Origin of the sequence: Vibrio owensii CAIM 1854 = LMG 25443, assembly GCF_000817815.1 — a bacterium.
GTDB lineage: Bacteria > Pseudomonadota > Gammaproteobacteria > Enterobacterales > Vibrionaceae > Vibrio > Vibrio owensii.
In genome coordinates, this window is record NZ_JPRD01000021.1 from 1 (window position 1) to 12,342 (window position 12,342).

At 47.3% G+C, this 12,342-nt stretch carries 12 protein-coding genes; 7 read left to right on the forward strand and 5 right to left on the reverse strand.

Translation table 11 applies throughout. The annotated features are described in order from the left end of the window. Positions 1 to 61: 61 nt before the first annotated feature. The 3 genes from uxuA to H735_RS13390 all read right to left on the reverse strand — a co-directional run bounded on the left by uxuA (position 62) and on the right by H735_RS13390 (position 3,261). Positions 62 to 1,249, reverse strand: coding sequence for a mannonate dehydratase (gene uxuA / locus H735_RS13380; protein WP_020194168.1), 1,188 nt, complete (start codon positions 1,247 to 1,249; stop codon positions 62 to 64). 129 nt (positions 1,250 to 1,378) lie between these two features. Beyond that, positions 1,379 to 2,170, reverse strand: coding sequence for an FCD domain-containing protein (locus H735_RS13385; protein WP_005449971.1), 792 nt, complete (start codon positions 2,168 to 2,170; stop codon positions 1,379 to 1,381). Positions 2,171 to 2,277: 107 nt separating this feature from the next. Continuing rightward, positions 2,278 to 3,261 (reverse strand): TRAP transporter substrate-binding protein, encoded by a 984-nt coding sequence (locus H735_RS13390; RefSeq protein ID WP_005449968.1) that lies wholly within the window; start codon positions 3,259 to 3,261, stop codon positions 2,278 to 2,280. 321 nt (positions 3,262 to 3,582) lie between these two features. Here H735_RS13390 and H735_RS13395 point away from each other — a divergent pair, with 321 nt between their 5' ends. The 7 genes from H735_RS13395 (at position 3,583) to H735_RS13425 (ending at position 10,653) form a co-directional block, all read left to right on the forward strand. Next, complete coding sequence (locus tag H735_RS13395) at positions 3,583 to 4,098, forward strand: TRAP transporter small permease (RefSeq protein WP_005449960.1); 516 nt, start codon at positions 3,583 to 3,585, stop codon at positions 4,096 to 4,098. An 11-nt stretch (positions 4,099 to 4,109) separates the two neighbouring features. Then, the gene (locus H735_RS13400; RefSeq protein ID WP_005449959.1) at positions 4,110 to 5,411 is read left to right on the forward strand and encodes a TRAP transporter large permease; all 1,302 of its coding nucleotides are present in this window, start codon (positions 4,110 to 4,112) and stop codon (positions 5,409 to 5,411) included. 95 nt (positions 5,412 to 5,506) lie between these two features. Beyond that, entirely contained in the window at positions 5,507 to 6,970 is a 1,464-nt protein-coding gene (locus tag H735_RS13405) for a mannitol dehydrogenase family protein (RefSeq protein WP_020194167.1), read from the forward strand. A gap of 12 nt (positions 6,971 to 6,982) precedes the next feature. Continuing rightward, positions 6,983 to 8,395, forward strand: coding sequence for a glucuronate isomerase (gene uxaC, locus H735_RS13410; protein WP_020194166.1), 1,413 nt, complete (start codon positions 6,983 to 6,985; stop codon positions 8,393 to 8,395). A gap of 3 nt (positions 8,396 to 8,398) precedes the next feature. Beyond that, on the forward strand, positions 8,399 to 9,376 hold the full coding sequence (locus H735_RS13415) for a sugar kinase (RefSeq protein WP_020194165.1): 978 nt from the start codon (positions 8,399 to 8,401) through the stop codon (positions 9,374 to 9,376). A gap of 9 nt (positions 9,377 to 9,385) precedes the next feature. Continuing rightward, the gene (locus H735_RS13420) at positions 9,386 to 10,015 is read left to right on the forward strand and encodes a bifunctional 4-hydroxy-2-oxoglutarate aldolase/2-dehydro-3-deoxy-phosphogluconate aldolase (RefSeq protein ID WP_020194164.1); all 630 of its coding nucleotides are present in this window, start codon (positions 9,386 to 9,388) and stop codon (positions 10,013 to 10,015) included. A 128-nt stretch (positions 10,016 to 10,143) separates the two neighbouring features. Next, positions 10,144 to 10,653, forward strand: coding sequence for a YgjV family protein (locus H735_RS13425; protein WP_020194163.1), 510 nt, complete (start codon positions 10,144 to 10,146; stop codon positions 10,651 to 10,653). A gap of 28 nt (positions 10,654 to 10,681) precedes the next feature. Here H735_RS13425 and H735_RS13430 read toward each other — a convergent pair whose 3' ends face one another. Together H735_RS13430 and arcC are read right to left on the reverse strand one after the other, a co-directional pair. Continuing rightward, complete coding sequence (locus H735_RS13430; protein WP_020194162.1) at positions 10,682 to 11,299, reverse strand: TetR/AcrR family transcriptional regulator; 618 nt, start codon at positions 11,297 to 11,299, stop codon at positions 10,682 to 10,684. 125 nt (positions 11,300 to 11,424) lie between these two features. Next, positions 11,425 to 12,333, reverse strand: a complete 909-nt coding sequence (gene arcC / locus H735_RS13435) for a carbamate kinase (protein WP_020194161.1) — start codon at positions 12,331 to 12,333, stop codon at positions 11,425 to 11,427. Positions 12,334 to 12,342 lie beyond the last annotated feature (9 nt).

Sequence of the window (12,342 nt, forward strand, 5' to 3'; positions counted from 1 at the left end):
TAACTGATCGGCATTAGAGCCTAGACTCTGCGTTTTGTTAGATGGTTTTGCTGGTTTTTACTTACTTGGTGTAGAAAGCGCGTTTTAGTGCCATTTCTAGACCACGCACTTCGGCAAGGCCTTTCAAGCGACCGATGGCTGAGTAGCCTGGGTTGGTCTTCTTCTTCAAATCATCCAGCATTTGGTGACCATGGTCAGGACGCATTGGGATCAAACGGTGATCGCCCACTTCTGCGCGGCGTTGTTCTTCATCCAGAATCGCCATCACTACGTTGTACATATCCACATCACCATCTAGGTGAGCTGCTTCGTGGAACGTCATCGGGTTGCTTTCTTCACGCTTGGTTGAACGCAAGTGAGTGAAGTAAACGCGGTCGCCATGCTTTTTGATCATCTTAACTAGGTCGTTGTCACCACGCACACCGTAAGAACCGGTACACATGGTTAAACCGTTCATCTTGCTTGGTACTTTTTCGGTTAACCAGTCGATGTCTTCGATGGTCGAAACGATGCGCGGCAAACCAAGAATTGGACGCGGTGGATCATCTGGGTGTACCGCCAATTTTAAGCCATGCGCTTCACACACTGGCATTAACTCCGCTAAGAAGTACGCCATGTGCTCACGCAGTTTGTCTTTACTGATACCAGCGTAGCGATCCAATTGTGCTTGGAACTCTTCTAGCGTGTAACCTTCTTCTGCGCCCGGCAAACCAGCAATGATGTTGCTTGTCAGTTGTTGGATTTGCTCTGCCGTCATGTTGTTGAAGTACTCAAGCGCTTGGGCTTGCTCAGCTTCGGTGTAATCCGCTTCTGCGCCCGGGCGTTTAAGAATGTGCAACTCAAATGCCGCAAATGCGATTTGGTCAAAGCGTAGCGCTCGAGAACCATCCGGCATTTCAAACTCAAGGTCAGTACGTGTCCAGTCTAGCACTGGCATAAAATTGTAGCAGACCGTATCTACGCCGCACTCAGCAAGATTACGTAGCGTTTGTTTGTAGTTGTCGATCCATTGTTGGAAGTTGCCCGTCTGAGTTTTGATTTCTTCGTGAACAGGAACACTTTCAACCACCGACCACGTTAAGTCTTTCTCTTCGATGATGGCTTTACGCTTTAAAATCTCTTCTTTCGACCACACTTCACCATTTGGAATGTGATGCAAGGCATTCACAATGCCTGTTGCGCCTGCTTGACGAATATCGTCTAGCGACACAGGGTCATTCGGACCGTACCAACGCCAAGTTTGTTCCATGACACTCACCTTTTTTAAGACGCACTCAGCCCGCTCGAATTTATCAAGCTAAGTGCACAACGACTTCTTAATATGCAGCCACGATAATGCAGCTGCGCTGACTAGAGCCGACCGAAGCCGGCAATGTGGTTAACCGTTTTCAGCGCCCTGCAGAACAACAGGGTTGGAACTGAATAAGTAACCATCAAAATTCGGGTCATCGATGTCAGACAGCTCCAAAAGGCGCTGTTTAACGTTTTCAAGGTGTTGCCACATGGCATTTTTTGCAGCGATTGGATCTTTACGCTGCAATGCGGCAAGGATTTTGGCGTGATCGTCTAACCACTCTTCACGGTAGTCTTGACCAGCAATGTGAGAATGAAGTTTATTCCACATTGGGCTGCTCTCACGTCGCTCCCAAGATTGCTTCAGCATGTCCACCAGCACAGAGTTTTGAGTTGCCTCTGCAATGCACATATGAAACTTCTCATCACCGTTACAATCTGCGGTACCGCTGGCGAGTTCTTCTCGTTCTAACTCAAGGGCTGCACGCATTTTCACGATGTCGCCTGGCGTTACTTGCATCGCTGCAAATTCCGCAATGTTACTTTCAAGTAACTGGCGAGCTTGGAGCATTTCAAACGGACCGGCATCATCGCTGATCACGTTCTCACGGGAGTTCGGTTGAGATGGAATATTGATAACATACACCCCAGAACCTTTCTTCACTTCGACAAGGTTTTCCAGCTCCAGCATGATGATCGCTTCACGCACTACTGTGCGGCTAACGTCGAGACGTTCTGCGATATCGCGCTCAGGCGGCAGCCTATCTCCGACCACGTAACGGCCATTGATAAGTTCTTGTCTAAGGACTAAACCGATCTCTTGATACGGTCTTTTCGGTTCAAAAGGCATCATGATGATATTATCACTATATTCCATCTAACTTCTCACGCCATCATAACGACCAATAACAATTGGTCAACCTCTATGTACCAGAATGTGGTAACACCTTGTTTTCGATTGTTTATTACTAATTACTTTGTGAATTACTTAACTGCTTTGATCTTCTCAACCAGTTCATTTAATTCAGGATTTGTCTTTTCTAAGTCCGCGTACATTGGTTGAACCGCTTCAACGAATGCTGCTTTATTTGGTTCAACAAAAGTTACGCCCATCTTTTCAGCTTTTGTACGCTCTTTTGCTTCTGACTCAGCCCACAATTTCTTCATGTATTCAGAAGAGTCTGCTGCTGCTTTCATCAGTGCTTTTTGCTGCTCAGGTGTTAGCTTGTCGTACGTTTTAGTCGAAATAACCAATACGTCTGGCACCATTGTGTGCTCGTCTAGGCTGAAGTATTTCGATACCTCACTGTGACGGCTCAAGCTAAATGATGGGATGTTGTTTTCCGCAGCATCCACCACGCCTTGTTGTAATGCTGTGTATAGCTCACCGTATGCCAATGGTGTTGGGTTACCACCTAACGCTTTTACCATCGCAATCGCAGATGGGCTCGGCTGTACACGCACTTTCAGACCTTTTAGATCTTCAGGCGTATTGATTGGCTTGTTGGTGTAAAAGCTACGAGCACCAGCATCGTAGTAAGTCACACCAATAAAGCCGCTGTCTGCTGAAGAATTCAGGATTTCACGACCTACTTCACCGTCGGTCACTTTGTAGTAGTGGTCTTTATCGCGGAACAAGTAAGGCATGTTGAATGCCGCATAAGCTGGGGAGAAAGCTTCCAATTCTGCCGCGTTACTCTTCACCATATCCAGAGCACCGTTTTGCATTAGCTCCATCGATTCACGCTGAGTGCCTAGCTGCGCATCAGGGTAGATACGGATACGTACTTCACCGTCTGTCATTTCACGAACTTCTTTTGCCATAAAGTCCATTGCTTTATGTACTGCATGGTCACGAGGGTGGTTGTGACTTAGCTTCAAAGTGGTCGCAGCATAAGCAGAAGCAGTGGCGCCGAAGGTCATTGCAGCACCTACTACAGCGCTTAAAAGAGTCTTACGCGTCATCATTGTTCTATTCTCCTTGGATTGGTTGTCCAATATGTAGGGTAGTTTTAATTTTTCACGGTATTTCTTGTTTCGAGGTCATTATTGGCGATCGAAAAACCTATCGTCAAAACAAAAAAGCAAATTGATTGACCAAAATCACAATAAGAACCCTTAAATTGGTCAACCAATCCATTTGTGAACCTGCTCACGTGACAACCAAATCGGCTAACTTATAATCCGACCAGAAAGATTAGCGTATGTTACTGCCCTACACAGAAACACATTCTTACATTGGTAAACCAATTGTTATGAGATACGCGTATTTACTGAAAGGAAACTAAAATGAATAAATTGGTCAAATACATAAATAGAGGGTTGGCCGCCTTTACCATCTCTCTGTCGACCTTCCTCGTTTTTTGCGTGGTCTGGCAAGTGCTATCTCGTTACGTTATTGGTAGACCAAGTACCGTGACCGATGAACTTGCTCGCTATCTCTTTATGTGGGTAGCCCTTATTGGTGCCGCATACACCACTGGTCTGAAACGTCACCTTGCTATCGACTTGCTGACAATGAAGCTGCAAGGCAAACGCAAACTCATCAATGAAATCGTCATCCAAATTGCCATTGCCCTGTTCTCTTACGTGGTATTGGTTCACGGCGGTACTCAACTGGCGATGAAAACACTGGCTACGGGTCAGTTAACGCCAGCACTAGGCTTGGAAATGGGCTACATCTACTTCTGCCTTCCAATTAGTGGCGCACTGATGATCTTCTACTCGGCGGTATTTGCTTTTGACCGCATCAAACAATTGACGTCTGGTGAAGCCCTACTCACCGACACCCAACTTGATCAATAGAGGGTTCCACAATGGAATGGCAATTAATTCTTACCCTATTCGGTAGCTTCGCAGTCCTGCTTGCGATTGGTGTACCGGTCTCTTTTGCTATCGGCTTGTCGTCGTTAGCGACCATTTTAATGAGCTTACCGTTAGAGCCTGCTATCGCCGTTGTGGCGCAGCGTATGGCGGCAGGTCTCGATAACTTCGCCCTATTGGCAATCCCGTTCTTTATCTTGGCGGGCAACATCATGAACCAAGGCGGTATCGCACTTCGCCTGATTAACTTTGCTAAAGTTTTAGGTGGCCGTCTTCCTGGTTCTCTAGCACACGTAAACGTGATGGCGAACATGATGTTTGGCTCTATTTCTGGCTCAGCGGTTGCGTCTGCTGCAGCGGTTGGCGGTACTATGTCTCCACTGCAAAAGAAAGACGGTTACGATGAAAACTTCTCTGCCGCAGTAAACATTACGTCTTGTCCTTCTGGTTTGTTGATCCCACCAAGTAACACACTGATCGTGTTCTCATTAGTGTCTGGTGGTACGTCTATCGCAGCATTGTTCCTAGCGGGTTACATTCCTGGCATCTTGATGGGTCTGAGCATCATGGTAGTGGCAGGCATTATTGCGAAACGTCGTGGTTACCCAATCGCAGCACGCCCTTCTCTTGCAATGGTTTGGGATACGTTCTTAAAAGCAGCGCCATCTCTGGCACTGATTGTGATCATCATGGGTGGCATTATCGGCGGTATCTTCACCGCAACAGAAGCCTCAGCTATCGCGGTGGTGTACACCTTCGCTCTTGCAGTACTGATTTACCGTGAAGTGAAATGGCGAGACCTTCCTAAGATCATCCTAGAATCTGCAGTCACCACCTCTATCGTATTGCTGTTGGTTGGCGCATCTATGGGTATGTCTTGGGCAATGGCAAACGCTGATATTCCTTACATGATCGCGGACGCTCTACTGGCTATTTCAGATAACCCACTGATGATTCTTCTGATTATCAACATCATTCTGCTGATTGTTGGTATCTTCATGGATATGACACCAGCGGTACTGATCTTTACGCCAATTTTCCTACCAATCGCGCTGGATATGGGCATCGACCCAGTGCACTTCGGCATCATGATGACGTTCAACTTGGCTATCGGTATCTGTACCCCACCAGTAGGTAGCGCGTTGTTCATCGGTTGTTCTGTGGCGAACGTTGCCATCGACAAAGTGATTAAGCCTCTACTTCCATTCTACGTTGCACTGATTGCGGCACTAATGGCAGTGACCTTTATTCCTGAACTAAGCCTGTTCTTGCCTAACCTTGTTCTTGGCTACTAAGCGCTTAGTGACAAGCTCTAGAGTTACGATCTCTAGATTCGAATGATTAAAATAAACCATCCCGCAGGTTCGCCTGCGGGAAAAGGGATACCAAAATGAAGACTATTTCGAATTCCACTCTGAATGACCACGTTCTGCTTCCGGACTACGACCGCTCAACGCTTAAAAGCCGTATTGTTCACCTTGGTTTTGGTGCATTCCACCGAGCGCACCAAGCTCTATTCACCAATGAAATGCTAAGCAAAACAGGCTCGGATTGGGGCATTTGCGAAATCAACCTATTTGGTGGTGAAGAGTTAATTCAATCGCTGCGCGCACAAGACCACCTCTATACAGTGGCAGAAAAAGGCGCAGGATCGACAGAGGTAAAAGTGATTGGCTCAGTGACCGAATCACTCCACCCAAGCTTCGACAGCATTCAAGCGGTGTTAGAAAAAATGACAGAGCCACAAGTGGCGATCGTTTCAATGACGATTACCGAGAAAGGCTACTGCGCTGACCCAGCGACGGGCACGCTTGATAAAAACAATCCGCTAGTCATTGCTGACCTTGCCAACCCAACGGAGCCTAAATCAGCATTGGGTTACATCGTGCAAGCACTGAAGATGCGCCGTGAACGCGGTCTGACGCCATTTACCGTGATGTCTTGCGATAACGTGCAAGAGAACGGTCACGTAGCAAAAGCAGCGGTACTTGAGTTCGCTCAACTGCTCGACCCAGAATTGTGTGACTGGATTGAAACCAACGTTACCTTCCCTTGCACCATGGTTGACCGCATTGTGCCAGCAGCAACCGAAGAGACACTGACTGAAATCGCTGAGCTACTTGGCTGTGAAGACCCGTGTGGCATCGCTTGTGAACCTTTCCGCCAATGGGTTATCGAGGATAACTTCGTGGCAGGTCGCCCGGATTGGAACGTGGCTGGCGCAGAATTTGTTGCCGACGTTGTGCCTTACGAAGAAATGAAGCTGCGCATGCTAAATGGTAGCCACTCGTTCCTAGCCTACCTAGGTTACCTTGGCGGTTACGCGCACATCTCTGACACCATGACAGATGAAGGCTACCGCAAAGCGGCATTCGATATGATGATGCAAGCGCAAGCCCCTTCGCTGACCATGCCAGAAGGCACCGATTTAGAAGGCTACGCTAAGCTGCTTATCGAGCGCTTCACTAACCCAAGCTTGAAACACAAAACATGGCAAATCGCGATGGATGGCAGCCAGAAGATCCCACAACGCATGGGCGGCAGCTTACGATTCCATCTTGCTCAAGGTTCTAACTTCTCATGGTTGGCAACGGCAATTGCAGGTTGGATGCGCTATGTATCCGGCCTGGATGAGCAAGGCAACGACATTGATGTTCGCGATCCAATGGCAGAGACACTACGTCAGATTTGCGACCAACACGGCTTGAACGTTTCTGTCGTGCCAGCATTACTCGCGGTTGAAGCCATCTTCCCTGCAGAGCTTGGTCAAAACCCACAAGTGATTGATGCGGTGAGCAGTGCTTACCAATCGCTGATTGATAACGGTGCTCGTGCCACTGTCGCTGCGTTGTAATAGGAGTTAACGATGAAGAATTTCTTGTGTGAAGACTTTTTACTCTCAAACGAAACTGCACGTCGCTTGTACCATGAGCATGCGTTCCACCAGCCAATTTATGATTACCACTGCCACCTAAATCCAGCAGAAGTGGCGAAAAATCGTCAGTTCGATAACTTGGGTCAAATCTGGCTTGAAGGCGATCACTACAAATGGCGTGGCATGCGCTCGGCAGGCATTGAAGAGCGCTTGATTACAGGTGATGCGAGCGACTACGACAAATACATGGCGTGGGCGAAGACGGTTCCTCAAACCTTGGGCAACCCGCTTTACCACTGGACGCACCTAGAGCTGCGTCGCCCATTCGGCATTACCAATACGCTGTTTAGCCCAGACACCGCTGATCAAATTTGGCATCAATGTAATGAGCTGCTTGCGACACCTGAATTTACGGCTCGCGGCATCATGCAGCAAATGAACGTCGTAATGGCGGGCACGACCGATGATCCTATCGATTCACTAGAACACCACAAAGCGATCGCAGAAGACGACACCTTTAACGTCAAAGTGTTGCCGAGTTGGCGTCCGGATAAAGCGTTCAAGATTGAATTGGACATGTTTGCGGATTACATGCACAAACTGGGCGAAGTAGCAGACATTGAAATCCGCCGCTTTGATGATTTATTGAGTGCGCTTGATAAACGTTTGGCACACTTCGATGCACATGGCTGTCGTGCGGCAGACCACGGCATTGAGATCGTCCGTTACGCGCCAATTCCAAGCGAAGCTGATTTAGATGCGTTGCTGGCTCGTCGTTTGAGTGGCGAAGTATTGTCAGATCTTGAATGCGCGCAATTCTCTACCGCGGTTCAAGTTTGGCTCGGCAAACGCTACGCGCAGTTGGGCTGGGTAATGCAGCTTCATATTGGCGCACAACGCAACAACAGCACACGCATGTTCCAACTACTAGGTGCTGACGCTGGCTTTGACTCGATTGGCGATCGCCCATTTGCCTTTGAACTGGCACATCTACTGGATGAAATGGACCAAACCAACGAGCTGCCTCGCACCATTCTTTACTGTTTGAACCCTCGTGACAACGAAATGATGGCGACCATGATTGGTAACTTCCAAGGTGGCGGCATCGCGGGCAAAGTGCAGTTTGGGTCAGGTTGGTGGTTCAACGACCAGAAAGACGGCATGCAACGCCAAATGGAACAGCTTTCTCAACTTGGTTTACTCAGCCAATTCGTCGGTATGCTAACCGACTCGCGCAGCTTCTTGTCTTACACTCGTCACGAATACTTCCGCCGCATCTTGTGTGACATGGTCGGTCGTTGGGCAGAGAACGGCGAAGTTCCAAATGACCTATCGTTGCTTGGTCCTATGGTTGAAGACATCTGTTTTGGTAACGCAAAACGCTACTTTGAAGAGAGGGCGTAACCAATGAAGCACATCGCCATTATTGGTGAATGTATGATTGAGCTGAATGGCAAACCGTTCGGCTCAATGCATCAAACATTTGGTGGGGATACGCTCAATGCTGCGGTTTATTTGAGCCGCGGCTGCGAAGCCAATAGCAAACCTGATGAAGTTAAAGTCTCTTACGTTACGGCGCTTGGCAATGACCCAATCAGCACGGGTATGCTGACTCACTGGGAAGACGAAGGCGTCTCAACAGATTTAGTGCTGCGCGATGAGACTCGCACGCCGGGTTTATATTTGATTCAACTTGATGACCAAGGCGAGCGTACGTTTCTATATTGGCGCAATCAATCAGCAGCACGTTACTTACTTCAACATCCTAACTTTGGCCTAGTTAAGCAAGCATTAACTCAAGTGGATGCGGTGTTTCTCAGCGGTATCTCTTTAGCCATCTTGCCAGAAGAAGACCGAATTTCACTGCTCAACTTATTGGTCGAACTTAAAGCCCAAGGTGTTGAAATCGCTTTTGATAGTAACTTCCGCCCAGCACTATGGCCTCAAGACAATAATCAAACCGTTAAAAACGTTTACCAAGCCATGTATCAACTGACGGACGTTGCCTTGGTGACTTTTGATGATGAGCAATTAATCTGGGGTGACGAAACACCAGAGCAAACCATTGAACGCCTTACCTCTCTTGGCGTGAGCAAATGCATCGTCAAGCTCGGCGCAGATGGCTGCTTAGTTCAAGACTCAACAAATCAGGGGTCGAGCGCGGCTCTGGCTCCACAAGCCGTGCCTACCCAACCTGTCGCTCGAGTGGTGGACACCACATCGGCGGGCGACTCATTCAATGGTGGCTTTTTATCGGCATACCTTGCTGGCGCCGATCTCGCGACCTCATGTCAAAGAGGCAACGCTCTGGCAGGTGCTGTGATTCAACATCGCGGTGCCATCATTCCCAAAGCATTCACACAACCGGCGCTTGGCGTCGTTTAAGGAACACTCATGTCTAGCATTAAAGAACAATTGAAAGCTCTGAAAGTCATCCCTGTTATCGCCATTGATAAAGCAGAAGACATTATCCCATTGGGTAAAGTACTGGCAGAAAACGGACTACCAGCGGCTGAAATCACCTTCCGTTCAGCAGCGGCTGCAGAAGCGATTCGCCTACTACGTGAAACCCAGCCAGGCATGCTGATTGGCGCCGGTACGGTACTGAACCGCGAGCAAGCAATTGCTGCAAAAGAAGCAGGCGCAACCTTCATCGTATCGCCCGGCTTTAACCCAAATACCGTTAAAGCATGCCAAGAAGTCGGGATTGATATCGTACCGGGTGTGAACAACCCAAGCACAGTTGAAGCCGCTCTAGAAATGGGATTAACCACCTTAAAGTTCTTCCCTGCCGAAGCGTCTGGCGGCATCAATATGGTGAAATCACTGCTCGCGCCATACACCGACATCGAACTGATGCCTACTGGTGGCATTAACCCTGCGAACATCAAAGATTACTTAGCTATCCCACGCGTATTGGCATGTGGTGGTACGTGGATGGTAGACAAGAAACTGATCGAAGCGGGCAACTGGGAAGAACTTGCTCGCCTAACTCGCGAAGCAGTAGCACTTGTGAATGAATAATGATTGGTAAGTAATCTCAAGGCTCTTGGGTAACCCCTTAGCGATTTAGATAAAGTGCCCAGCCCTCCCTTTGTGGAGGGCTGATTCGTTCAAAGCATGGCTCAAAGAACAACACTCTAGGGAAACAAATGGAAAACTGGTTAGCACAAGGCATTGGTGGCATCGCGTTTATGGTTGGCGTGATGGCATTCTGGCAGAAAGACGACATGCGCTTTCGCTATCAGATGATGGCGTTTTGTTTCATCATGGGTATTCACTTTACCCTGATGGGTGCAACCGTCGCCGCCATTGGCGTGATCATTAATGGCATTCGCAGTTTCGCCTCAATCAAAACCCAATCACGCAAAGTGATGTGGTTCTTCATTGCACTTATGTGGCTGATGACCCTTCCAAACATCACTCACTTTTTTGAGTTACTCACTGTAATCGGATCATCCGTCGCCACTTGGGCACTCTTTTCCAAACAAGGTATCACTCTACGCAGCTTAATTTTGTTTAATTCCTTCTGCTGGGTCAGCCACAATATTTGGCTTGGCTCTATCGGTGGTTCATTGGTCGAGAGTACTTTTATCATCACCAATTTACTGACCATATATCGCTTGTATCAAGCTAAGACGAATCAGACTGAAGCTTGCTAAATATGCTAAATCACAAGAGCCAACCAACTTACGCTGAATGAAAATCAACTTTCTGACAAATTGGGGGAATGTAGAGCTGAAGATAAGACTCAGACAGGCGAAGGGCTTCTTTTGCCAGTTCTGGGGTGATATAGCCATATTTGCGGTAAGAGAGAGAGTAGATTTTATCGGCAACTTGCAGAGATATAGCAAAAATATTAATCGGTTGAGGTAGCTGAGGAATGTCGAAGAACTGGCGATAAATCATCTCAACTTGATGTCCTAGCTCAAGATCGTGTTCTGTATCTGCATGACCTAACTCAGCAAACGTGTGGCGCCCTAATATCAACTTTTTGGCAATTGGATTATTATTGTAGTAATTCACATAAGCGGTTTCTATCATTCGATTAATATCAGTCCAATGTAGAACTTGTTCTTCATCAACACATTGCTTTAATAATAAATCGAAATCGACAAAAACATTCTCCAATAAACTATGAAATAAGTTTTCTATATTCGGATAATGATGATAAACCGTTGACGTTGCCATTCCGCACTCTTTAGCAACGTCGTACATGGAAATATCCGTCGCTTCTCGCCTTTCCATCAAGCGGACAACTGCTTCGTTAATTTTCAACAACTTTGTTTCCGTACTAACTTTTCGCATTGTGATGTTGTCCTCCAAATTTTAATTAACACCTAATATATAAGGTCACACTATCAATGTCCGCCAAAAGCGACCGTAACTTTGACATGCGACCTTATTGATTTGTGAATTAACTTATTTGCATATTATGGTTGTATATGTGTACCAGACTTCCCTTCAATGATTTCTAACGCAAAAGATAAATCACCGATATGACCACTTTGTCCTGTTTTTTCAACAAACTGGCAGCATGCATCAACTTTCGGTCCCATCGATCCTGCAGGGAAAGAATATTGCTTCATTTGCTCAATAGTCACATTCTCTAGCTTTTGCTCTTGTGGTGTTCCCCAGTTAAGACAAACGTGAGTGCCATCAGTCAGAATCAGTAAATGCTCCGCGCCAATTTGTTCTGCAATTAATGCCGCTGTCATGTCCTTATCAATAACCGCTTCAAAACCGACATACGCCCCGTCTTTTTCGATCACTGGCGCACCGCCGCCACCGCCACAAATGACTAGGTGTTCTTTTTCAAGTAAGTCTTTGATTGCTTTGATTTCTAAGATCTCTTGTGGCTTAGGAGAAGGGACGACACGACGCCAATGCGCACCATCAGGTTTCACAACCCAATGATTTGCCTCAGCAAGTTGTTTCGCTTGATCCTCGGTATAAACTGGACCGATGAACTTGGAAGGGTCCGCAATGGCAGGGTCGTTTTCATCGACGACAATTCGCGTCAGTATCGTCGTGGTATAGCGGTCTTCAATCGCAGCATTAAGTCCTTGCTGAATCAAATACCCAATCATGCCTTGCGTCTCTGCTCCAAGAACATCGAAAGGATAAGGAGGACAGTCTTTGTAAGCATTATTCTGCAAAGAAAGCAGACCGACTTGAGGACCATTACCATGCACAATGACTAAACGGTAGTTTTTACTCAATTCAGCCAGTGACCTCGCGGTTTGCGCGATACTTTTCTGTTGGTTTTCACAACTCATCACCTCTCCACGTTGCAATAGAGCGTTACCCCCAACAGCCACAACAATAATAGGTTTTGACATATCTAAATC

What these genes read in the sequence shown, in the direction of transcription:
- H735_RS13390 (WP_005449968.1), bottom strand. Translation starts at nt 3,261, where the DNA reads ATGATGACGCGTAAGACTCTTTTAAGCGCTGTAGTAGGTGCTGCAATG.
- arcC (WP_020194161.1), bottom strand. Translation starts at nt 12,333, where the DNA reads ATGTCAAAACCTATTATTGTTGTGGCTGTTGGGGGTAACGCTCTATTG.
- H735_RS13405 (WP_020194167.1), top strand. Translation starts at nt 5,507, where the DNA reads ATGAAGACTATTTCGAATTCCACTCTGAATGACCACGTTCTGCTTCCG.
- H735_RS13425 (WP_020194163.1), top strand. Translation starts at nt 10,144, where the DNA reads ATGGAAAACTGGTTAGCACAAGGCATTGGTGGCATCGCGTTTATGGTT.
- uxaC (WP_020194166.1), top strand. Translation starts at nt 6,983, where the DNA reads ATGAAGAATTTCTTGTGTGAAGACTTTTTACTCTCAAACGAAACTGCA.
- uxuA (WP_020194168.1), bottom strand. Translation starts at nt 1,249, where the DNA reads ATGGAACAAACTTGGCGTTGGTACGGTCCGAATGACCCTGTGTCGCTA.
- H735_RS13420 (WP_020194164.1), top strand. Translation starts at nt 9,386, where the DNA reads ATGTCTAGCATTAAAGAACAATTGAAAGCTCTGAAAGTCATCCCTGTT.
- H735_RS13385 (WP_005449971.1), bottom strand. Translation starts at nt 2,170, where the DNA reads ATGGAATATAGTGATAATATCATCATGATGCCTTTTGAACCGAAAAGA.
- H735_RS13415 (WP_020194165.1), top strand. Translation starts at nt 8,399, where the DNA reads ATGAAGCACATCGCCATTATTGGTGAATGTATGATTGAGCTGAATGGC.
- H735_RS13395 (WP_005449960.1), top strand. Translation starts at nt 3,583, where the DNA reads ATGAATAAATTGGTCAAATACATAAATAGAGGGTTGGCCGCCTTTACC.
- H735_RS13430 (WP_020194162.1), bottom strand. Translation starts at nt 11,299, where the DNA reads ATGCGAAAAGTTAGTACGGAAACAAAGTTGTTGAAAATTAACGAAGCA.
- H735_RS13400 (WP_005449959.1), top strand. Translation starts at nt 4,110, where the DNA reads ATGGAATGGCAATTAATTCTTACCCTATTCGGTAGCTTCGCAGTCCTG.